Below are 21,384 nucleotides of genomic sequence, written 5' to 3'. Positions count from 1 at the left end.
CCCGTGGAGAGCGGGGCGGCAAGCCCCCTAAAGCAGGGCGGCGAGGGCGGCGGCGGTCTGCGGGTGGGCGGCCAGGAGCGTCGCCACCTCGGGGTTCCCCTCGGCGACCGGCGGCCCGCCGGACTGCTGCCACTCGCCCGAGCAGCCGAGCAGCGCGGCGAGGGCGTCCGTGGCGGCGGGGTGCGCGGCCAGCAGCTCCCCGACGGGTCCTGCCGCGACGGCCGCGGGCACCGCCGGAGCGGCCTGGGCCGACCAGGGCGCCACCCACGCGTCGACGGCGGCCAGCGTGCCGGGGAAGGTACGGCCCGCCTCGCGCACCAGCACGGGCACGAGCTCGGGCGCCTCCTTGCGCAGCGCGGCGATCAGCTTCGGCAGCCACGGGATCAGCACGTCGTCGGGCAGCCGCCCGAACGCGCCGGACAGCACCTCGACCACGAAGGACGTCAGCGCGGGAGCCGACTCCAGCGCCTGCACGAAGCCGGAGACGTAGAGCGGCACCGACGGCACGATGAGCGGGTTGTCCAGCAGGTCGGCGGTGAGCGCCCGCAGGTCCGCCATGGACAGCAGGCCGAGCTGGAACTTGGCCGTCCACAGCAGCGCCACCTTCGGCGGCGCCTCCGGGTGCGACTGCTGCACCGCCAGCTCCAGCTGCGCCCTGTCGCAGCCCAGGGACAGCGCGAGGCTCTCCATGGAGAACAGGAAGCCCAGCATCGCGCCGACCTGCCTGACCCCCGACTCCTCGTCGACGAAGGCCGTGGGCAGCAGCGTGCAGTAGTGGGCGTAGCCCGCGGTGACGAACGCCTCGCACCAGGCCGGCAGTCCGTGGCCCGCCGACCGGTAGTAGGCCAGCAGCCGCCGGATCCGCCGCAGCACCTCGGGTGCGTCGTCCACGGTCCGCTCGGCGGCCAGCAGCTCCACCGCCCGCGCGCCCAGCTCCTCGGTGAACCTGCGGCTGCCCAGGAACAGGAGTGAGTCCTCGACCGCGGCGAGCACCGTGGCGGCGGTCGCCTTCTGGTCCCACGCCGCCGCGCGCAGCCGCTGCTCCAGCACCTGCTCGATGGTCACGCCCTCGTAGCCGAGCTCGATCAGCTCCCGCTGGTACTTGCCCAGCCACAGGTCCCAGCTCTCCTGGATGGACCGCTCGCCGAGCACCCGCGAGCCCATGATGGGCTTCACCGCGCCCTCGGGCAGCAGGTAGCGCAGCATCCACAGCAGGTCGGAGCACGGCACCAGCTCGGGGTCGGTGTCGAGGTTCATCAGCGCCCTGGACAGCGTGCGCTTCTGCAGGTCGAGCCCGAGCGGGGCGAGGCGGTCGAGCACGTCGCGGGCCAGCGGCGGCAGCGAGTCGTAGCCGACCTGGCCGATCCTGTCGCCGCCGAGCATGATCTCGCACAGGCGGCGCACGTCGCGCCGGCCCGGCACGACGTCCTTCTCGATGCAGGTGACCGCGGCGTCCTGGAAGTCGTACGGCGTCGGCCGCTTCCTGTTGCGCAGGCCCGCCAGCAGGATCGACGTCTCGTACACGGCGATGGCGTCGGCGGTGCTGGACTGGTAGCCGTTGCGGCGGGCCAGCCGGACGATCTCGACGCACCAGTCGAGCAGCTCGGCCTCGTCGAAGCTGTCGAGCGAGGGCGGCTGCCGCAGGAAGTCCGACAGCCGGTCGCTGACGGGCCTGGGCGTGGCCGGCGTGGCCTTGCCCTTCCTGGGCTTGCCGCCGAGCCTGAACGGCGTGACGCCGGTGCGCTTGACCGCCTTCTCCCACGTCGCCGAGGCGATCGACACCGAGCCGGGCGCCAGGGCGAACTGCCGCTCGATCTGCGAGTGGCTGGAGGGGATGAGGCCGTAGAGCCACTGCGTGGCCGTACGGGGGGTGATGTCGAGGTGCTCGCCCATCACGGGGCTGGCGGCGTGGAAGGCGCCGCACACGTACAGGCAGGTCGCAGGGTCGGCGCCGGTGGCGGCCAGGTGCTCGCGCATGCGGGTCCACATGTAGCGCTCGCGGTCCTCGTCGACCTCGTTGCCGTCGGGGCGCAGGCGCCGGAACAGGCTGCCGATCAGCACCATGACCTGGCGGTAGGTGTCGTAGTCGGCGCCGGAGAGCGGCTGCTCGACGTACTGGTCCCACCACTCCGACCAGTGCCGCACCTTGCCGTGGTGGAGCAGGTGCTCCTCCAGTTCGGCGAAGCGGGGCCGCAGGTCGCCGATCTCGACGCCGACCGTGTCGACCACCGGTTCGACCGTCTTCTCCGCGGCCGGGTCGCCGTCGCGCTCGCGCGGCGCCCACTGGAAGACGTGGTCGACCGAGCGGTCGACCAGGACGATCTCCACGCCGGGAGTCTGGAGCGCGTAGGCGATGGCCTGGTACTCCGCCGACGACTCGGTGATGGGCGCGATCACGCTCAGCGGCGCCCATTCGGCGGGGAAGCCGTCGATGTCGGTGGCGAAGGCCTGCAACGCCACGGGCAGGCGGCAGTTGACCAGTTCGTCGAGGACGGGCCGCAGGTCCTCGCACAGCTCCAGGTAGATGACCTTGGGCTGCTTCTCCCTCAGCCTGCGCACCATCGCCAGCGCGGAGGCCGGCGAGTGGTGGCAGACCGGGAAGATCTCCAGCTCCTCGGCCAGCGCCCGCTCGACGTCGTCGACCATCCCGGGCAGGATGCCGACGCCCGCGAACTCCTGGGCCGCCGCGGCGAGCTGCTCGCGCAGCGGGTCGAAGGGACCGCTCATGAGAGCGTGGCGATCGCCTGGCGGCCGCCTTCGAGGAACTCCGCCCAGTCGCCGCCCTCCTTCTTGCTGCGCGGCTCGACGACCCCGTGCCAGTACTTGTTGAGGATGGCGAGGTCCTCGGGGCTGCGCCGGGCCAGCGACGTGACCAGCGAGCCGGCCAGGGTCTGGGCCCGCAGCCTGGTGTCGCCGAAGAAGGTGCTGTGCAGGATGGCGTCCTCGAGCACGCCGATCTGCTCGGCCGTGGACAGCGCCGACTCCAGCTTCTCGTCGTCGCTGGTGGCCGAGGCGGCCGCGGCCCGCAGGTCGGAGAAGCTCTGCAGCAGGATGTCCAGCAGCGTGGGCGGCACGTCGAGCTCGATCTGGTGCCTGCGCAGCAGCTCCGTCGTGCGGAAGCGGACGATCTCCGCCTCGCTCTTCTTGTTGGTGACGACGGGGATGCGGACGAAGTTGAAGCGGCGCTTCAGCGCGGAGGACAGGTCGTTGACGCCCCGGTCGCGGCTGTTGGCCGTGGCGATGATCGAGAAGCCGGGCTGGGCGAAGACGATGTTGTCGTCGCCGTCGGGGAGCTCGGGGATGGAGACGTACTTCTCCGACAGGATCGAGATGAGCGCGTCCTGGACGTCGCTGGTGGACCTGGTCAGCTCCTCGAAGCGGCCGATCACGCCCTGCTCCATCGCCGTCATGATCGGCGAGGGGATCATCGACTCGCGGGACTGGCCCTTGGCGATGACCATGGAGACGTTCCACGAGTACTTGATGTGGTCCTCGGTGGTGCCCGCCGTCCCCTGCACGACCAGGGTGGAGTTGCGGCAGACGGCGGCGGCGAGCAGCTCGGCCAGCCAGCTCTTGCCCGTGCCGGGGTCGCCGATCAGCAGCAGGCCGCGGTCGGAGGCCAGGGTGACGATGGCGCGTTCGACGAAGCTGCGGTCGCCGAACCACTTCTGCGGGATCTCGCGCTCGATCCCGTCGGAGCGCTCGGAGCCGAGCACGAAGATCCGCACCATGCGGGGGCTGAGCCGCCACGAGAACGGCTTGGGGCCTTTGTCGATCGACTCCAGGTAGTCGAGCTCGTCGGCGTACTTGGTTTCAGCGGGTGCGCGCAGCAACAGGGTCTCCTAGGAGAGAAAGCTCTTGAGCTCGAACACAAGTTTGCGGATATGTCCGGAAATTACCGGAGTGCCCAGGTCCTTGAGCTTCTGGCGGAACCAGGGGTCCACGCTCGCGTGACCCGAGCTGTTCACCGAGCCGACGGGGATGAACTTCACCCCCGAGCGGTGGATCGACTCGAAGTCGGTGATCAGCGACCGGTTGTCGTAGAAGTCCGAGATCCACACCATGACGGTGTTGCGCGGATCGGTGATCTTCGGCCTGGCCAGGGCCATGGCGACCGTCCCGTCGGTACCGCCGCCCAGCGTCGTGCGCAGCAGCACCTCGAAGGGGTCGTTCACCCACGGCGTCAGGTCGAGGGCACGGGTGTCGTAGGCGACCAGGTGCACGTCGACCTTCGGCAGGCCCGCGAAGATCGAGGCCAGGATGGTGCAGTTGACCATCGCGTCGACCATCGAGCCCGACTGGTCGACGACCACGATCATCTTCGCGGGCGTCGTCCGCTTGGCCGTGTGGCGGTAGAACAGGCGGTCGACGTACAGCCGCTCGTCCTCGGGGCTCCAGTTGGTGAGGTTCTTCCAGATGGTCCGCTCGAGGTCGAGATTGCGGAAGACGCGCTTGGGCGGCACCGACCGGTCGATCGTGCCCGCGCTGGTCTTCTCGACCTGGGTGCGCAGCACCTCGGCCACCTCGTCGACGAACCTGCGGATCAGCGCCTTGGCGTTGGCCAGCGCGATGCCCGACAGGTTGGCCTTGTCGCGCAGCAGCTGCTCGATGAGCGACATGCTCGGGGTCAGCTGCCTGGCCAGGTTGGGGTCGGCCAGCACTTCCCTCAGGTGCATGCGCTTCACCAGATCGGCCTCGATCTGGCCCAGCTGCCCGGACTCGTCGCCGATCACCTGCTGGAAGCAGGCCGCGTCCTTCTTCCACGTGTCGAGCTGGGTCGCGGTGACCGTGCCCGAGCCGGTGTTGAAGACGTTGAGCAGCAGCTTGCTGACCAGGGCGGCCTTACGGACGGAGTCGAGGTCGTGAAGGTTGTCGAGCTGGTCGCGCAGGTCGGGGAAGCGCTGCGTCAGGTTGTCGATCGAGATCGACGGATCGAGCAGCGCCGCGGGCAGTCCGAGGTCGTCGACGATGGCGACGCCGGCCGACTCGAGCGAGGGCTGCTCGTCGGGCTCGAACAGCCGCGCGAGGAGGCGCCAGTAGAGCACCTGCCTTCTGTTCTCGTCGCTCATTTCCGCAGCAGCCGTCCCGCTCGTTCCCGCAGCACGTTCACGGCCTCGCCCGCCTTGGTGGCCTTGGGGCTGAGCGCCAGCTCGGCGTTGTGCGGCGCCTTCTTGCCCTTCTGCACCGCCAGCGGCTGCAGGACCCAGCGCCCGCCGTCCCACCGCATGAGGCCGACGCAGGCCGTGGCGCCCGCGGCGAGTTCAGGGGTGATCGGTCCCGCGGCCGTCAGTCCTTCGATGTCGTAGTCGGCGAGCTTGCCCTCGATCAGCACGGGCTCGGCGATACGCACCGGGTGCCGCTCCAGCGGCGCCACGCCGGGCGCGACCGCCTCGGGCAGCAGCACCCTGGCCGTCACGAAGGGGTCGGCCGGATCCTGCAGCGCGACCTTGTCCTCCTGCCACAGCAGGTCGCCCCCGCTCAGCAGGGTCAGGCCCCTGACCTCGACGGCACGCTGCTCGGCCAGTGCCTTCAGCAGCAGCGGGTAGCCGCCGAGCAGCGGCCACAGCGCGAGCCCGACGATCGTGTCGACCTTGGCGACGACCACGCCGGTGCGGACCAGCAGGTTCTGCCCCGTGGTCTCCAGGACCCCGTGGACCTGCACCTGGACGGCGGTGCCGTGCTCCTGCACCTCGACGCCGAGGATCAGCAGCCGTCCCGACACCTCCTCGGCGGCGGCCTCGGGCCAGCCGCCCTGCGACAGCAGCAGCGCCCTCGACCACAGGTCGGCCCAGCGCCGCGCGGGCAGGTGCTCCATCGTCGCCACGGGAGCCGACGCGCTCAGCTCGGCGGCCAGCCCGTCGAGCAGGACGGCCAGGCGCCGGGAGCCGGGGTCGGCCAGCAGTCCCTCGACCACCTGCGAGGAGGCGGAGACCAGGTCGTGGTCGACCCCGCGCCAGCCGGTGATCGCCAGCTCGCTCAGCCACGACCGGCAGCTCTCGGCGGCCTTCGAGCCGCCCTCGCCGGCGACGTGCTCGGCCCGCTGCCGGCCGAGCGCGGTGTCGAGCTGGCCGAGGAGCGCGTCGTGGACCGCGCCGAGCAGCGCGGACCGGCCGGCCGCCAGCACCGTCAGGTGCTCCTCGCCGATGGAGCCCGCGGCGATCTTCTCGGTGGCCTCGGCCACGCGCTGACCGACCGGCGTCGTGGCCAGCGCGCCCGCCAGGGCCCTCAGCCGCTCTCCTCCGGACCGCGCGAACCCGTGCGTCAGGGCCTCGTCGAACCCGGTCACGACCTCGAGGGCCTCTTCGACTCCCGCGGGGGGAGCGTCCAGTCGCATCAACGGAACCAATGCATCTCGGGGACGGGCATGGTGGACTCCGGCACTTCCAGATAGGCCAGGTGGCGCAGGAAGCGGCTGAAGACCATGGCGGCGGGAGCCGGCGCGTGCTGGCCGTGCAGCTTGCGGATCAGGCGCTCGCCCTCGCCGACCTCGACGCGCAGGTACCTGGCGACCCGGTCGAGGCCGTACTGCACGATCGCCTCGTCGACGAGCGCTTGCAGGTGCTTGCACGGCCCTCCGTACATGCCGCCGCACGGGCGGTTGTTGTTCGTGCTGCAGTTGAACTCATGGGTCGTCGCGGCGATCGACGAGACGTACACCCTCGCGATGTCGGAACCGCTCGACACCACGCCCTGCAGCCGGCCGTCCGCCAGTTCGACGAAGGGCACCTTGGCCAGTTTGCGCGGTTGTACGGGTGCGATCACCCGTACGGCGCTACGTGTTTCCCACGCGGGACTGTCCGCGTTCACGACCTCGACCTCCAGCCTTGTCGGCATGCGGGCGATCAGTGAGTCGGTAACTTACCCCATTCCCGATACGTCCGGACACGCTTCTCGATCATGCGGGAGGCCGATATCGCTACCACAAAAAGCCTAGATTCAGGGAAGCACTTCCAGACCGAGCGCGCGCCGCAGGAACTCCAGCTGGTGGAGCAGGACATTCTCGGACAGCGCCTGATGGCTCACGCCGGAAAGCGGAAGCACCTCGTGCGGCCGGCCCGCCGCCAGCAGCGCCGCCGACATCCGCAGCGTGTGCGCCGCCACCACGTTGTCGTCGGCCAGCCCGTGCACCAGCAGGAGCGGACGGCTCAGCGACGCCGCCTCCCTGATGGGCGAGCTGCGGTCGTAGGCCTCGGGATGCTCGTCGGGGTGGCCGAGATGGCGCTCGCGGAAGTGGGTGTCGTACAGGCGCTGGTCGGTCACCGGCGCCCCCGCCACCGCCGCGTGGAAGACGTCGGGACGGCGCAGCACCGCCATGGCCGCCAGGAACCCGCCGAACGACCAGCCGCGGATGCCCACCCTGGTCAGGTCGAGGCAGGGCCGCAACCGCGCCGCCTCGTGCAGCCCCTCCACCTGGTCCTCCAGCACGGGCCCCGCCAGGTCGAGGTGGATGGCCCGCTCCCACGCGGGACCCCGGCCCGGCGTGCCCCTGCCGTCCACCGCCAGGACGGCGAAGCCCTGCTCGGCGAACCACTGCGACACGTACACCAGCCACGACAGCGACGCGGTCACCTTGCGCATGGCCGGCCCGCCGTACGGGTCCATCAGCACCGGCAGCGGGCCGTCCTCCTCGCGGTGCCACGACGGCAGGAACAGGGCGGCCCTGAGGGCCTGCGGGCCGAGGCTGAGCAGTTCCATCCTGGGTTCGAGCACCGGGCGCTCGGCACGCGAGGCGATCTCGACCTCGTCCTCCTCGCGCCGCACCGTGACGCGGTCGCCCTTGGTCGTGTGGGAGACGAGGACCGTGGCGCCGCCCCGCGTGGCGCCGCCGTGCACGCCCGACTCCTCGCTGATCCTCCGCAGGCCGTGGTCCGGGTCGTGGGCCCACAGGTGCGTCTCGGTGGGCTCGTCCGACGCGGTGAACAGGACGGTCTCGCCGTCCACGGCAAGGACCTCGTGAAGCTGCAGCCCGTCCGGCGTGACAGGGTGGCCCTCCCGCAGCAGCGTGCGCGTGTCACCGAGATCGGCGCAGGTCAGCAGCGTGCCGGAGGCGGTGCGCGCGGGCAGCCCGCCGACCAGGGTGACCCACGCGGCGTCCCGCTGCTCGGCCAGCACCTCGACGGCGCCCGTCGCGGCGTCGACGCCGAGCACCTGGACGTGCCGCTGGTCGCGGCTCTGCACGGCGGCGTAGGGCCCGAAGGCGTCCCAGCCCGCGGCCGTCAGGTACTCGAACGCCTGGCTGTCCCACCGGACGGCGACGCCGTCGCCGTCCAGGTCGGTGATCCACAGGCTGACGTCGGCGTTGGCGGTTCCCACGGAGGGGTAGCGGATGGCGACGGGCGGCCGGGTCGGGTCGGCCGGGTCGGACACGTACCACCGCTGGACGGGTGTGGTGTCCACCCGCGCCACCAGGAGGGACCGGCCGTCCGGCGCCCACCAGTGGCCGCGGCGCCTGCCGATGGACTCGGCCGCGATGTGATCGGCCAGCCCGTAGGTCACCTCGGGACCTTCCGGCACCGCGATCGCGCGATCGGCCGAGCCGTCGGCCGCCACCACCCGCAGCTCGCCCCCGCTGACGTAGGCGACGTTTCGGCCCGTCGGGTCGGGACGCGGGTCGGCCACCGGCCCGGCGGCGGGCAGCTCGCGGACCTCGCCGTCGCGGGTCCTGACCGTCCACAGCCGTCCCGACAGCGCGAAGGCCAGCAGCTCGCAGGCGCGGTCGGCGGCGTAGCCGACGATTCCCGACGACAGTTGGCGGGCGCGCTCGCGGCGGATCCGCTCCTCGGCGGTCAGCCGCTCCTCCTCTCCCGCGAGCAGGGTGAGCGGGTCGGCGAGCAGCCGTTCCCTCCCGGTCGCGACGTCCAGCGCCCACAGGCAGGAGACGGGGTCGTCGCCCGCCCTGGTGCGCAGGAAGTAGACGGTGCCGCCGTCGGGCGACACGGTGAAGGCGGAGGGGGCGCCGAGGGTGAAGCGTCTGGTGCGGGCGATCTGGTGAGGCAGTGAGGTGCCGGTCATTCCACTTCCTTCGGTACGGGAAAGTACGTCAAAAGCAGAATGGCCGCCCCCGTCATGCGGGAAGCGGCCTCACCATCGTGATCATTTTACCACGGCGCTCACGTAATACAGCATCGGCGGCAGGGTGCCCCTGACCATGACGCTGCCTCCGGCCGGCGGGATCAGCTCGTCGAGCACGTCCTCGGGGCTCGGCTGGAGGGCGTGCCGGGTGACCGGCCGCGCGAGCGTGGCGACCAGGCCGGTGGTCGGCGGGCTGAACTCCACGATCAGCAGCCGCCCGCCGGGCCGCAGCACGCGGGCCATCTCCTGGACGGCGGCGCCCCGGGAGGCGGCGGGAACGTGGTGCACGGCGAGGCTGGAGACGACGACGTCGAAGGAGGCGTCGGGCAGCTCCAGCGCCTGGGCCCGGCCCATTAGGTAGGAGCAGGCGCCGGGCGCCCGCGCCCTGGCGTACGCGATCGTCTTCGGTGCGGGGTCGACACCGGTCACCTGCCCGCCGGGATCCACGAGCGGGGCGAGCACGCGGGTCAGGTAGCCCGTGCCGCAGCCGACGTCCAGCACCCTGTCGCCGGGGCGGACGCCGGACAGCGCCGCGATCCGCGTGAACACCTCCCTCCGGCGCCCGAGGAAGGCGATGGAGGAGAGCAGGTCGTAGGCACGCGGATGGTTGATCGTCTTTCCGACGTCCGGGTCCCGCATGGCGATCACCCCATGAGCGGGGCGGCGGCTCTGCCCCAGCTCTTGAATTCCCTGCCGGACGGGCGCAGCAGCAGCATGGCCGCGTCGTCGTGCAGCGGTCCGGCGACGTGCGCGACCAGGTCGAGGCGCAGCGCCTCGAGCGCCGCCTCCGGGTTGTCGTCCTTCAGCAGGAAGGCACGCTCGGCCAGCGGGTAGAACCCGCCCTCAGGGTCGCGCGCCTCGATCACTCCGTCGGTGTAGAGCAGCATCTGGTCTCCCGGGCGGAACCGGACCCGGTACGGGAGCGGACCCTCGACGTCGAGCACCCCCATGCCGAGCGGCGGCGCCGTCTCGTCCGGCTCGGCGAAGCTGACCTGCCCGCCGGGGTGCAGGATCAGTGGCGCGGGATGCCCGTAGTTGAGCAGCGTCATCGTGCCGTCGGGGGTGGCCTCCAGCAGGACGGCGGTGACGAAGTCCTCCCCTTCGAGCCGCCGGTTGAGCGCCTTCTCCAGGCGGGTGCTGACGCCCAGCAGGTCGGGCTCGTCGTGGGCGGCCTCGCGGAAGGCGGTCAGGACGATGGCCGCGGTCTCCACCGCCTCCAGGCCCTTGCCCTGCACGTCACCGAGGATCACCCTGACGCCCTTTGGGCCCGCCGCCACCTCGTACAGGTCGCCGCCGATGCGGGCGTCGGCGGCGGCCGAGGTGTAGGAGAGCGCGACCCGCAGGTGTCCCACCCGCCGCGGCAGCGGGCGCAGCAGCACCCGCTGGGCCACCTCGGCCACCGACCGCACGTTGGCCAGTTCCCGCTCGCGCCGTTGCCTGCCCATCGTGGCCACCAGGCTCGCCGCGGTGACGCCTGCGATGACCAGCAGGCTCTGGTAGCTCTGGCGCGACCCGACCAGGTTGTCGTGCGCGGCCAGCAGGAGGGAGAGCACCAGCGCGATGCCGCCGATGACCACGGTGCGGCGGACGGTCCCCACGAGGCTGGCGAAGGCGGGGCCGAGGGCCAGCAGGGAGAGGAACCCGAACTCCGGTCCCGACAGCAGGCTGAGCACCGCCACGATCCCCATCATGGCGTACGGCAGCGCGGTCATGATCAGGTGTGCCGCGCGGTTGTCGGCGGCCTCTCCCCCTGGTCTCACCATCGCATGCCTCCACAAACCCCTGGTCAACCTCCACTCAACCGCCGACCAGACTTCCCGGCACACCGCGCCCGCTGTAACAAGCGACAAAGAGAACGGAAAACAACTATCCAGACAATGGGGATATACGTGACTTTCCATGCCAATGGAACGGCGCCGCCCCCGGTCAGGGGCGGCGCCGGGCCGTGCGTGCTACTGGCGGGTCACCTTGACGTCGTCGACGCCCGCCTCCACGAGGCTGGCGCCCGAGGCGTCGGCCGCCTCGACCAGGAGGCGCACCGTCTGCCCCGCGAACGACGAGATGTCGGCGGTGGACGAGCCCCACGCGCCGTCACGGTCGGAAGCGGCCCCCAGCTGCTGGAACACCGTGCTGGTCGTGCTGCCCACGACCTTCACCCGGAAGAAGTCGGAGCTGGAGGAGTTGCTGCCGTGCGCCAGGTACCACGAGAACGACACCCGCAGCACGCCGGAGGCCGGCAACGTGATCGGCGGCGACTGGATCGACGTGGTCCCGCCGTCGACGTCGTGATCGCCCGCGGCGGCGCCCGCCAGCCGTCCGGTGACCAGGTCGTTGACGCCGCTCGCCGTCGTGCCCACCTGCTTGGTGCCGCTGGACGTGGTGGCCTCGGGGTCGCCGCGCTCCCAGAGGCCGGTCGTCGCGGTGTCGGTGCCGCCCGGGTTGGCGGTCCAGCCCGTGGCGGTCTCGAAGTCGTCCGACCACACGGTCGTCGGCGGCACGGCCGTGCCGAGCGTCCACACCGCGTACGCCGCCGCGTCGGCGTTGCGGTCCAGCGCCGTGTCGTTGATGTTGCTCGTCGTGTCGCACGAGCGGTGGTAGCAGGGGTCGAAGGCCTGCCCCGCCGTACCGCCCCAGAGCTGGGCCTGGGCGCTGGACTTGATGCCCTCGGCGCCGGTGAACGTGCCGCCCGCGGGGATGCCGCGGGAGATGAACGGGCCGTAGTCGGAGCGGCCGTCGAAGTCGGTGCCCCTGGTCGGCACGCCGATGGAGGCGAAGTAGTCCTGCAGCGTCCGCTCCAGCTCCGCCGAGCCCGCCGGGCCGGGACCGGAACCGACGCCGTCGGAGTTGTCGCCGTCGTAGACGAAGTAGCCGGCGTTGGGCGAGCCGACCATGTCGAAGTTCAGGTACCCCTTGATCTTGGCCCGGTCGGTGGCCGACAGGTTGCCGACGTAGAACTGGGAGCCGCGCAGGCCCAGCTCCTCCGCGCCCCACCAGGCGAACCGCAGGTGCTTGGTCGGCTGCAACGCCTGACGCGACACCTCCAGGGCGGTCTCCAGGATCGAGGCGCTGCCCGAGCCGTTGTCGTTGATGCCGGGACCGGCCGTCACGCTGTCGAGATGGGCGCCGACCATGAGGATGTCGTCGGGGTCGCCGCCGGGCCAGTCGGCGATGACGTTGTAGCCGGTCGCGCCGTTGTAGGTGAACGACTGCAGTGTGGTCTGGAACCCGGCCGCGTCGAGCTGGGCCTTGACGTAGTTGGCCGAGGCCAGGTAGCCGGGGCGGCCGTGGGCGCGGTTGCCGCCGTTGCCGGAGGCGATGGACTGCAGCTGGCTGAGATGTGCCTTCACGTTGGCCAGCGAGATGTTCGGCGGTGCCAGCTGTACGGCCGCCGCCGAGGCGGGCTGGGCGAGGGGCGCGGCCAGCGCGAGCGCGGCGGCCACGACCAGGAGGCGGGACTTCATCGGTTCCTCCGTGGGGGGTGGACAGAGGGTGCGATGGAGGGAGGGCGGTTCCGGTGGGAGACCGCCCTCCCTCACGGGTGTGCTCAGCTCGCGGCACTACCGGTGGTCACGGCCGGTACGGCGGCGCGGGCCGCCGACGCGGCCTGCCGGTCGGGGATGTCGCGCGTGTTGAAGGCGTAGCGGGCGACGGAGTCGGCGATCGCGTCGGCGTTGACGTCCAGCGCCGTCGCGTTGATGTTGGCGATGCCGTCGCACGCCGCGTGGTAGCAGGCGTCGTAGGCGACGCCCGCCGTACCGCCGAACATGGCGGCCTCCTCGGCGGTCTTGAGCTGCTCGGCACCGGTGAAGATGCCGCCCGAGGGGATGCCGACCGCGATGAACGGGCCGTAGTCGGAGCGGCCGTCGAAGTCGGTGCCGACGGTGGGCAGGCTGCGGCCGGTGAAGAAGGCCTTCAGCTGCTGCTCGATCTCCGCCGATCCGGGCGGGCCCGCGGGCGAGCCGGCGTTGTCGGAGTCGTCGCCGTCGTAGAGCTTGTAGGCGTGGTTGGGCGAGGCGACCATGTCGAAGTTCAGGTAGAGCTTGATCCGGTCGCGCTGCTCCTGGGACAGCTTCTCGACGTACTGGTCGGAGCCGAGCAGGCCGATCTCCTCCGCGGCCCAGAAGGCGAAGCGCACCTTGTTGCGCACGGGGAACTGCTTCAGCTGGAGCGCGGTCTCCAGGATGGCGGCCGAGCCCGAACCGTTGTCGTTGATGCCGGGGCCCTCGGGCACGCCGTCGAGGTGCGCGCCGATCATGACGACGTTGCTCGGGTCACCGAACCTGGTCTCGGCGATCACGTTCTCGTCGGTGCCGAGCACGAGCGTGGAGTCGACCTTGAGGTGGACGGTGGCGCCCGGCGTGCCGGCCAGCGCGTTGCCGACGGCGAAGTCGGCGAACACCATCGGGATCCCGGCCCGCCATTCGCCGAGGTCCAGCGGGTACGCCTCGGTCCTGCCCGGCTGGCCCTCGTTGAAGACGATGATCCCCGATGCTCCCGCCTGGCCCGCGTTGCGCACCTTGGTGGCGAAGGGGCAGGTGCCGCGCTGGATGAGCGCGATACGGCCGGCGACGAAGCCCGAGAAGTCGGACATCTCGCAGCCGCTGGTGGAGGTCGGCGTCGGGGTGGGCGGCAGCGTCAGGTCCACGCCCTGGACCTGCGCGGTGACGTCGCCGGCGGGCGACGGCTGGAAGGTGAAGAAGTCCTCGTTCGGCACGGAGGAGCCCAGCACCGGCGGGGTGTTCTCGGTCCAGCTGTCGACGTAGTTGATCGGCTGGAGCGTGACCTTGTAGCCCGCCTTGCGGAGCTTGCCGGCCACGTAGTCGCGGGAGGCGTCGTATCCGGCCGTCCCGGCGGCGCGGTTGCCGCCGTTGGCGGTCGCGATGGTCTGGAGCGCGTCCAGGTGCTTCTTGACGTTGGCGCCCTGGACTTTCTTGACCAGGAGCTTGGCGAACGCGTCGTCCACGGGGCCGGCGGCGGCGGAAGGGACGGCGATCGCGGAAAGGGGGAGGGCGAGGATGGCGGCCATGGTGATGGCCCTGCCTAAGGACAGGCGCATGAAGCTCCTTCAAAAAGAACCGGGCGTGCGCAAGATCCCCCGAGCGCACGCCTTTTGGAACGTACCTCTTTTCCCGTTACGCGCCTAGTGCCGCAGATTTGGTCATTCGCGACGTGTCAAGTCCATGATCCAGTTCGTGATCCAGGTGCGCTCGCCGTCCACGGAGAAGGCCTGTTCCCAACGGGCCGACCGGTCGGTGATGTCCGACCACACGAAGCGCACCCTGACCGGACGGCCCACGTGCACGTCGTCGCCGTGGAACTCGCCCCTGCCGGCCGCGAACCCGCCCACCACCGGCGGGAACAGCCGGCCGGTGCTGCTGCTGGCCCAGTACAGGGACCACCGCTCGCTCTCGCGGTCGTACAGCCGCACCGTGAGACCGCTGACCCCCTTCGTGGGGAACTCGATCTCGTCGATGTTCGCGCCGCCGCCGAAGTGCCGGGAGGCGCGGCTGACGCCGGGGAACTCCTCCCAGTCGGTCGTCTCACCGAGAAGGCACGACTCCTCGAGGAAGTCAGTCCGCCGCCGGTTGGTGACGTCCCAGGTGCCGGTCAAGAAGTCGAAATCGCTCATGCGGTGGACGGTAGGCCCCCTCCCCTGCCATCTCATGTCAGTGAACAGACCTCGATCACGACAGGGACGCCACAGTGGGTATGCCTGTAGGTGCCAGTCGCCGGCGCATCGGGGGGGTGACCGCCATGGACGATTCCCACGGAATCGAGGGCATGCTCACCGGACTGCTCGACCGCAGCCACACGGCCACGCTCGAGGAACTGCCCGTGCTGGTGAACCGGTACGCCGCGGGCGCCGGGCTGGAGACGGTGCTGATCTACCTGGCCGATCTCCAGCAGAGCATGCTGCGACTGCTGGCGGTGCGGGGCGAGCCGGCGGGCGAGGAGCCGAAGGAACTCGACATCGACACCACCCTGGCCGGACGGGCGTTCCAGGAGGTCCGGGTCCTGGGCAAGGCGGGCGCCGACGGCGCGACCGACTGGTGGGTGCCCCTCCTGGACGGCACCGAACGGCTGGGCGTCCTGCGGGTCACCGCTCCCGCCGGCAAGAAGGAGGCCGCGGACGCCATGCGGCACCTGGCGTCGCTGGTCGCGCTGCTGCTGGTGAGCCAGCGGGCGAACAGCGACACCCATCCGCGCGTGGTCCGCTCGCGGCCGATGAACCTGGCCGCCGAGCTGCAGTGGCACCTCATGCCCCCGTTGACCTTCTCCACCGGCAGGGTGGTGGTGAGCGGGGTGGTGGAACCCGCCTACGAGGTCGGCGGGGACGCCTTCGACTACGCCCTGGCGGGCGACGTCCTCCACCTGGCCGTCTTCGACTCCATGGGCCACGACGTCTCCTCCGGCGTGACCGCCAACCTGGCCATGACGGCCTCCCGCAACCATCGCCGGCACGACGTACCGCTGGCCGCCAACAGCGAGCTGATCGAACGGGTGCTGATCGACGAGTTCGGGCGCGGCACCCGCTTCGTGACCGGCATCCTGGCCGACCTCGACCTCGCCACCGGCGTGCTGACCTGCGTCAACCGCGGCCACCACCTGCCGATCATCATCAGGGGCGGCCGCTGGACGTTCCCCGTGGACTGCCCGCCCGCCCACCCCATGGGCCTCGACCTCGGCATCCCCGTCGTCACGTGCAGGGAACAGCTCGAACCCGGTGACCGGATCCTGCTCTACACCGACGGCATCGTCGAGGCGGGCGCCAGGGAGGGCAGGGAGTTCGGCCTGACCAGGTTCGTCGACTTCATCATCCGCCACACCGCCTCGGACCTGCCCGTGCCGGAGACCCTCCGCCGCCTGATCAAGAGCATCCTGGCCTACCGGAACGGCCGGCTCGACGACGACGCCGCGGTGCTGCTCACCGAGTGGTACGGCCCCGACGACCGCCCGCTCCTCGTGTGACACGTGGAGCGGGCGGGCCCCCGCTCCACCACCGCCCGCCACGCCATCCGCACGGCGCCGCCGCCGATGTCACTCCGCCCGCGTGTCGCCGGGGGTATCGCCACGCGCGCGCCGCCGCCGGTGTCACTCCGCGCGCGCGGCCGTTCTCCTGGAGCGCAGCCCGAGCAGGACGTCGAGCACGACGAACGCCGCCAGCGAGAGGCCCATCAGCGGCAGGAACCAGCCCACCGCCGCGACGGCGACGACCAGCGGCGCCAGGACCACCACCGGCACCCGCCGCCAGCCACCCCGCGGGTACGGCGCGCCGAAGCCGCGGCCCGGCCGCCGCGCCCACCACATCCGGTAGCCCAGCACGATCAGCGTGATGATCCCGGCGGCCAGCGCGACCAGCAGGATCTGGTTGGCCAGGCCGAACAGCAGGCCCATGTGGCCGTCGATGCCCCAGCGTGCGAGCTTGGCGGCCAGCGAGTAGTCGGCGAAGCGCAGCTCGTCCGTCACCTGGCCGGTCCCCGCGTCGACCGCCACCTGGTCCAGCCGCTGCGGCCACTCCTTGTCGATCTCCTTGACCACGTAGGAACCGCCGGGCTCCTTCGGCCAGACGATCTCCAGCGGGCCGGACAGCCTCCTGCCCGCGGCCGCCTGGACGACGCGGTCCACGCCGGCGTCCGACGGCCCGGCGTGCTGGTGGCCTCCCCCGCTGTGGGCGGCGTGGTCGCCGGACGAGGTGGAGATCGATGGGGTCGTCCAGCCGAGCGCGGCGCGCACCTCGTCGACGTTCTCCCCCGCGTACGCCGACCAGGTCAGGCCGGTCGCGGAAAGGAAGAACAGGCCGAGCACCGCCCAGAGACCGAGGGAGCCGTGCCACGACAGGACGCGCCGCAGGCCGGTGGCGCCACGCTCGGGCGCGGCCAGTCCGCGCAGGCGGCGCCCCTCGCGGCGGCGCCTGGTGACCCACAGCAGCAGGCCGCCGAGGGCCACCACCCACAGCCAGCTCGCGGCCAGCTCGCTGTAGATCCGGCCCGGCTCGCCCAGGTGCAGGCTGCGGTGCAGCGTGGAGATCCAGGCCCGCACGGGCAGCGCGCCCGAGCTGCCGTAGCTCTCCAGCACGCCGTGCACCTGTCCGGTCGCGGGGTTGACGAAGACGGCCAGCTGGGTGCTGTCGGCCAGTCCGGGAACGTCGAGCAGCACGCGCGTGGTCGTGCCCGGCTCGGCGGGCCGTACCGCGGTGACGGTCCCGTCGGGCCGCGCCGCACGGGCCGCGGCGATCTGCCCGCTCAGGGGCAGCGGCGGCCCGCCCGTGGGCGCGGCCAGCTCGTGCCGGTAGACGATCTGCTCGATCTGGTACGACGCGGCGTACAGCAGGCCGGTGGTCGCGGCGACGAGCAGGAAGGGGGCGATGAGGACACCGGCGTAGAAGTGCAGCCGCAGCACCAGGGGACGCAGCGCCGCCCAGGTGGCGCGCCGGGCGGGCGGCTCGGCCGCCGTCGCCTCGGGTCGCTCGTCGGTGGATGAGGTCATGGTGACGTTTCTCCGTTCGGTGAGAGGGCGCGCCACAACGAGGTACGCGCCGTCTCGGCGAGGGTTTCGACGCGTGGCCGCGAGATGGCGGCCACGCCGAACAGGCCCGGCGACACAGGCGGGGCCAGATTCCGGGCAGCGGTGCCCGGTCAGAGAACGGAGAACGACACCGGCGGTCCACGCCGGGAGACCACCACCGCGAACGGCGCGCGCCGCGGTGGGACGGGCCCGCGCCAGGGCGTGACCCGGACGGCCGGCCCGAACTCGATCGGAACGGCCGGCAGGAGGAGCAGGGCGGCCCACGCCATGCTCACGGACGCGCCCGCCAGGTGCAGCAGGGTCGCCAGGGCCGACTCGCCGCGGGCCAGCCACCAGGCCGAGCCGACCGCCGCCACGACGTGGACCAGCAGCATGCCCAGGCCGGTGCCGTGGCCGTGCGTGGCCGGCGCCGACACCTCGGGCGGGGCGCCGGCGGTGAACAGGTGGTGCATGCCGTACTGCGCGGCGAAGCAGGCCGCCAGGAGCACCTCGACGCCGCGCTGGCGGCGGCCGAGCAGGAAGGCGCCCGCCCAGGTGAGGGTCAGGGCCCCGGCCATGGTCTCGAGACGGACGCCCGCGCCTCCGGCCAGCACGTGCAGGACGGCCGACACCAGCACGCACGCCACCGCGAACACGGCGGCGCGCAGCGCGCGGATGAGAGGCCGGCCGACATCCACCCGCTCATGGTGCCATCGATCGACCGCGCCGCCCAGCCCGGTCTCTCACCGCGTTCAGCCGTCGGCGCCACCGGTCCCCCTGGCCGGTGTCCGGTACCTCCCCCGTCGGGGCTTTCGCCGAGAGGCCGTCGGTGGAGGACCGGACCGGGTGAAGGACCGGACCGGGTGAAGGACCGGACCGGGTGAAGGACCGGACCGGGTGAAGGACCGGACCGGGTGGAGGCGGACCGGGTGGCAACGGACCGGGTGGAGGACCGGGTGGAGGACTGGGTGGCGGTATCCGTCGGGGGGACGGGTCAGCGGGACTGGCGGGCGCCGCGGCGCCACACCTCCGCGACGGCGCGGGTGGCGGTGATGTCGCTGGTCGGGTCGCCGTCCACCAGCACCAGGTCGGCGCGGAGGCCGGGGGCGATCCTGCCGCGGTCGGTCAGGCCGAAGTGCCGGGCCGGGACGCTGGTCGCGGCGGCCAGCGCCGCCTCAGGGGCCAGTCCCGCCCGGGTGAGCAGGAGCAGTTCCCTGTGCATGGCGGCGCCATGCAGGGGCGCGAAGGCGTTCGCGTCCGTGCCGGCCAGCAGCGGCACCCCGGCCGCGTGGAGCGCCGTGGTCGCGCGCAGGGCGTTGGCGACGCCTTCCGGGTGGACGGGCACGGCTGTGTAGTCCCTGTCGATGGCCGTTCGCGCCCCCTCGGGCAGGCGCGAGGCGATGCGCTCGTCCCGCACCAGCTCGACCTGGGCGGGGTCCTGGGTGATCGTCTCGATGTAGGAGAGCGTGGTGACCACGAAGACGCCGTGCGCGGCGATCCGGGCGGCCAGCTCCTCGGCGGTCGGGTCGCCTGGCTCCCCGTGGTGGAAGACGTGCGCGAGGCCGTCGACGCCCGCGTCCAGCGCGATGACGGTGTCGCGTGCCGTCGCCACGTGCGCGATGGTCGTCAGCCCCGCCGCGTGCCCCGCCTCGACCAGCGCGGCGACCACGTCGGGGCCCATGACTGGCAGGTCCAGCCCTGCGGTGCGGCCGTCGTCGACCACGATCTTCAGGTAGTCGATGCCCTCGGCCAGCCGCTTCTCGACGAACTCCGTGGCGTGGGCCGCGTCGGCGATCGTGTCGAACGGCCCGACGGCGTCGCCCAGCCAGTCGAGCGCGCCCGCCTCGGCTGCCATGATCTGGCTCGGGTGCCCGTCCGGCGCGGTCGCCAGGATTCCGGCGCTGCGCAGGTCGGCCACGTCGTCCCGCTCGGCGGCGAGACGGCGCTGGCGGGCCAGGTTGGACGGCAGGCAGAACATGTCGAGCTCGGTGGTGACGCCGAAGGTCAGCGCCTGGGCGAGCATGCCGTCCGAGACGTGGGTGTGCGCGTCGATCAGGCCGGGCAGCAGGGTCTTGCCCGAGCCGTCGACCTCCAGGTCCGCGGGCCGGCCGTCGAAGGGGGCGATCAGGTCGTCGACGATCAGGACGGTGGCCCGGGGCTGGACGCGCTCGCCGTCGAAGACACGCACGTCGGTGATCAGGGTACGCATGTCGGCACTCCTCTGCAGTGATCTCACCTCCGATAGTAAGACATCTAACTATCAGAGGTGAAACCACCCCCGAAGGAGTGCCGTCCAGGCAGCAGCCAGGTGGTGTCAGGCCGCCCGTCGGTGTCAGACCGCCCGTCGGTGTCCGTCGGTGTCAGGCCGCCCGTCGGTGTCCGTCGGTGTCAGGCCGCCCGGTGGTGTCAGGCGGCGTGGTCGGCGGGCCTGGCGGCGGTGCGCAGGTCGAGGCGGAACCCGTCGGCGGCGAGCTCGGCCAGGAAGGCCACCGGGTCCACCAGTTGCTCCAGGTGTCCGACCCCCGGCGGCAGGCCGGGCAGCCGGCGCAGCACCAGCGCGGCGGTCCGTCCGGTGGCGCGGCTCTGCAGCCGCCCGCTGAAGGCCGCCTGGACGGCACCGCAGCGGGCGGTCACGGCGAACCCGTCACCGCCGACGTGCACCTTCGCCAGTGCGGTCAGCAGCAGTTCGCGAACCCTGGGACGGCGCAGCAGGCGGGCGACGGCGGGCCGCCCGGCCACGGCCAGCAGGCCGGTGGTGAGCCGGGAGTCGAGGCACAGCCCCGTGCCCGCCGAGGCGACGCCGAGCGTGCCGGGAAGCGTGTACTGGTCGGAGAACGGGAAGCGGTGGACGGTGCGCCTGCCGTACGGCGGCGGGAAGCGCATCGTCCACGAGCCCGCGAGCCGGCCCAGGCCGTCCAGGGTCCACGCCAGCGCCGCAGGCCCGTGCTGCTCGCCCGAGCCGAGCAGCACGCCGACGCGCAGGTCGTCGGCCTGCGAACGCTCGACGCAGATCCGCGCCAGCAGGTTGGTGACGCCGGGGACCAGTCCGACGCTGAGGACGGCCGTCGCACCGCGCCGCCTGGCCAGCGGGTCGAGGTCCTCGATCGCGGCGAGCACGTGGTGGGAGGCCGAGACGTCCACGTAGCCGATACCGCGCTCGAGGCAGGCACGGGCCACGCGGACGTTGTCGGTCTCGGCGCACATGAGCACGGCGTCGACGCCCTCCAGCGCCCGGTCGAGGTCGTCCGGATCCGTGGCGTCCACGCGCATCGCGGTGGCCATGGGGACGGGCCGCGCCCGGCCGGGATCGCGCCCGGCCACGATCACTTCCGTGCCGGGACGGCCCGCGAGCGCCGCGGCCGCTTCCCGGCCGACCGCGCCGTACCCGCCGAGAATGAGGACGGTGTACCCGGCCCCTGTTTTGGTAGTCACACTACAAGAATGTTTTTGGAGTGCCACTACAGTCAAGTGCTCCTACCGCGTGGGGGCAGGCTTCCAGCGGTAGGCGTCCGTCCAGAAGACGCACCTGAGCCGGCGGGTGTGCGGGGCATGGTTCATCGAGTAGCCGTAGGCGCCGCGCTGCTCCTTGGAGCAGGTCAGGTGCTCGCCGACACAGTCCCAGTGCTTCTTGTGCTTGTAGTAGTACCGGTCCTTGGGCGGATGCTTCTCGTTGCAGTAGGGCCGCGCGGCGGCGCCCGCGGAGGCGGCGGGCGGAAGGACGGCCAGCAGAAGGGAGGCGGTGGCGACGGTCGCCGCGAAGACGTTTCTCATGGTTCCTCACACAGCGGGGGGGAATGATCAACTCGT

General features: G+C 71.9%; 17 protein-coding genes. 1 reads left to right on the top strand and 16 read right to left on the bottom strand.

The window, feature by feature from the left end:
• Positions 1-27: 27 nt before the first annotated feature.
• The 11 genes from ABZX22_RS33090 to ABZX22_RS33040 all read right to left on the bottom strand — a co-directional run bounded on the left by ABZX22_RS33090 (position 28) and on the right by ABZX22_RS33040 (position 14,701).
• Positions 28-2,727, bottom strand: coding sequence for a DUF5682 family protein (locus tag ABZX22_RS33090; RefSeq protein ID WP_354916793.1), 2,700 nt, complete (start codon positions 2,725-2,727; stop codon positions 28-30).
• Entirely contained in the window at positions 2,724-3,833 is a 1,110-nt protein-coding gene (locus tag ABZX22_RS33085; protein ID WP_354916789.1) for an AAA family ATPase, read from the bottom strand. The genes ABZX22_RS33090 and ABZX22_RS33085 overlap by 4 nt, the downstream gene beginning before the upstream one ends.
• A gap of 9 nt (positions 3,834-3,842) precedes the next feature.
• Positions 3,843-5,069, bottom strand: a complete 1,227-nt coding sequence (locus tag ABZX22_RS33080) for a VWA domain-containing protein (RefSeq protein WP_354916786.1) — start codon at positions 5,067-5,069, stop codon at positions 3,843-3,845.
• Complete coding sequence (locus tag ABZX22_RS33075) at positions 5,066-6,334, bottom strand: hypothetical protein (RefSeq protein WP_354916783.1); 1,269 nt, start codon at positions 6,332-6,334, stop codon at positions 5,066-5,068. The genes ABZX22_RS33080 and ABZX22_RS33075 overlap by 4 nt, the downstream gene beginning before the upstream one ends.
• Entirely contained in the window at positions 6,334-6,834 is a 501-nt protein-coding gene (locus tag ABZX22_RS33070) for a hypothetical protein (protein ID WP_354916780.1), read from the bottom strand. Before ABZX22_RS33070 ends, ABZX22_RS33075 begins: the two co-directional genes overlap by 1 nt.
• 102 nt (positions 6,835-6,936) lie before the next feature.
• Entirely contained in the window at positions 6,937-9,012 is a 2,076-nt protein-coding gene (locus ABZX22_RS33065) for a prolyl oligopeptidase family serine peptidase (protein ID WP_354916777.1), read from the bottom strand.
• Positions 9,013-9,093: 81 nt separating this feature from the next.
• Positions 9,094-9,711: a methyltransferase domain-containing protein gene (locus ABZX22_RS33060; protein WP_354916774.1), complete on the bottom strand. Its 618-nt coding sequence runs from the start codon at positions 9,709-9,711 to the stop codon at positions 9,094-9,096.
• 5 nt (positions 9,712-9,716) lie between these two features.
• A complete protein-coding gene (locus tag ABZX22_RS33055) occupies positions 9,717-10,835 on the bottom strand; it encodes a PP2C family protein-serine/threonine phosphatase (protein WP_354916771.1) in 1,119 nt (372 codons plus the stop codon).
• Between the two features lie 189 nt (positions 10,836-11,024).
• Positions 11,025-12,533 (bottom strand): M28 family peptidase, encoded by a 1,509-nt coding sequence (locus ABZX22_RS33050; protein ID WP_354916768.1) that lies wholly within the window; start codon positions 12,531-12,533, stop codon positions 11,025-11,027.
• A gap of 83 nt (positions 12,534-12,616) precedes the next feature.
• The gene (locus ABZX22_RS33045) at positions 12,617-14,128 is read right to left on the bottom strand and encodes a M28 family metallopeptidase (RefSeq protein ID WP_354916766.1); all 1,512 of its coding nucleotides are present in this window, start codon (positions 14,126-14,128) and stop codon (positions 12,617-12,619) included.
• Positions 14,129-14,230: 102 nt separating this feature from the next.
• Positions 14,231-14,701 (bottom strand): hypothetical protein, encoded by a 471-nt coding sequence (locus ABZX22_RS33040; RefSeq protein WP_354916763.1) that lies wholly within the window; start codon positions 14,699-14,701, stop codon positions 14,231-14,233.
• A 125-nt stretch (positions 14,702-14,826) separates the two neighbouring features.
• On the opposite strand from ABZX22_RS33040, the gene ABZX22_RS33035 reads away from it, so the two are divergent.
• Positions 14,827-16,041: a PP2C family protein-serine/threonine phosphatase gene (locus ABZX22_RS33035; RefSeq protein ID WP_354916760.1), complete on the top strand. Its 1,215-nt coding sequence runs from the start codon at positions 14,827-14,829 to the stop codon at positions 16,039-16,041.
• 123 nt (positions 16,042-16,164) lie between these two features.
• On the opposite strand, the gene ABZX22_RS33030 is transcribed toward ABZX22_RS33035, so the two are convergent.
• The 5 genes from ABZX22_RS33030 to ABZX22_RS33010 form a co-directional block, all read right to left on the bottom strand.
• On the bottom strand, positions 16,165-17,559 hold the full coding sequence (locus ABZX22_RS33030; protein ID WP_354916757.1) for a PepSY-associated TM helix domain-containing protein: 1,395 nt from the start codon (positions 17,557-17,559) through the stop codon (positions 16,165-16,167).
• 149 nt (positions 17,560-17,708) lie between these two features.
• On the bottom strand, positions 17,709-18,275 hold the full coding sequence (locus ABZX22_RS33025; RefSeq protein WP_354916754.1) for an MFS transporter: 567 nt from the start codon (positions 18,273-18,275) through the stop codon (positions 17,709-17,711).
• A 296-nt stretch (positions 18,276-18,571) separates the two neighbouring features.
• The gene (locus ABZX22_RS33020; protein ID WP_354916751.1) at positions 18,572-19,786 is read right to left on the bottom strand and encodes an amidohydrolase family protein; all 1,215 of its coding nucleotides are present in this window, start codon (positions 19,784-19,786) and stop codon (positions 18,572-18,574) included.
• 197 nt (positions 19,787-19,983) lie between these two features.
• Positions 19,984-21,009: a saccharopine dehydrogenase NADP-binding domain-containing protein gene (locus ABZX22_RS33015; RefSeq protein WP_354916748.1), complete on the bottom strand. Its 1,026-nt coding sequence runs from the start codon at positions 21,007-21,009 to the stop codon at positions 19,984-19,986.
• Between the two features lie 42 nt (positions 21,010-21,051).
• Positions 21,052-21,348, bottom strand: coding sequence for a hypothetical protein (locus ABZX22_RS33010; protein ID WP_354916745.1), 297 nt, complete (start codon positions 21,346-21,348; stop codon positions 21,052-21,054).
• Positions 21,349-21,384: the final 36 nt, after the last annotated feature.

Origin of the sequence: Nonomuraea sp. NPDC003804 (assembly GCF_040610675.1) — a bacterium.
GTDB lineage: Bacteria > Actinomycetota > Actinomycetes > Streptosporangiales > Streptosporangiaceae > Nonomuraea.
This window is presented reverse-complemented; position numbering and strand designations above follow the sequence as displayed.

Coding starts and splice junctions, on each gene's coding strand:
- ABZX22_RS33030 (WP_354916757.1), bottom strand. CDS start 17,559: ATGACCTCATCCACCGACGAGCGACCCGAGGCGACGGCGGCCGAGCCG.
- ABZX22_RS33045 (WP_354916766.1), bottom strand. CDS start 14,128: ATGCGCCTGTCCTTAGGCAGGGCCATCACCATGGCCGCCATCCTCGCC.
- ABZX22_RS33090 (WP_354916793.1), bottom strand. CDS start 2,727: ATGAGCGGTCCCTTCGACCCGCTGCGCGAGCAGCTCGCCGCGGCGGCC.
- ABZX22_RS33075 (WP_354916783.1), bottom strand. CDS start 6,334: ATGCGACTGGACGCTCCCCCCGCGGGAGTCGAAGAGGCCCTCGAGGTC.
- ABZX22_RS33040 (WP_354916763.1), bottom strand. CDS start 14,701: ATGAGCGATTTCGACTTCTTGACCGGCACCTGGGACGTCACCAACCGG.
- ABZX22_RS33050 (WP_354916768.1), bottom strand. CDS start 12,533: ATGAAGTCCCGCCTCCTGGTCGTGGCCGCCGCGCTCGCGCTGGCCGCG.
- ABZX22_RS33020 (WP_354916751.1), bottom strand. CDS start 19,786: ATGCGTACCCTGATCACCGACGTGCGTGTCTTCGACGGCGAGCGCGTC.
- ABZX22_RS33070 (WP_354916780.1), bottom strand. CDS start 6,834: ATGCCGACAAGGCTGGAGGTCGAGGTCGTGAACGCGGACAGTCCCGCG.
- ABZX22_RS33010 (WP_354916745.1), bottom strand. CDS start 21,348: ATGAGAAACGTCTTCGCGGCGACCGTCGCCACCGCCTCCCTTCTGCTG.
- ABZX22_RS33080 (WP_354916786.1), bottom strand. CDS start 5,069: ATGAGCGACGAGAACAGAAGGCAGGTGCTCTACTGGCGCCTCCTCGCG.
- ABZX22_RS33055 (WP_354916771.1), bottom strand. CDS start 10,835: ATGGTGAGACCAGGGGGAGAGGCCGCCGACAACCGCGCGGCACACCTG.
- ABZX22_RS33060 (WP_354916774.1), bottom strand. CDS start 9,711: ATGCGGGACCCGGACGTCGGAAAGACGATCAACCATCCGCGTGCCTAC.
- ABZX22_RS33065 (WP_354916777.1), bottom strand. CDS start 9,012: ATGACCGGCACCTCACTGCCTCACCAGATCGCCCGCACCAGACGCTTC.
- ABZX22_RS33035 (WP_354916760.1), top strand. CDS start 14,827: ATGGACGATTCCCACGGAATCGAGGGCATGCTCACCGGACTGCTCGAC.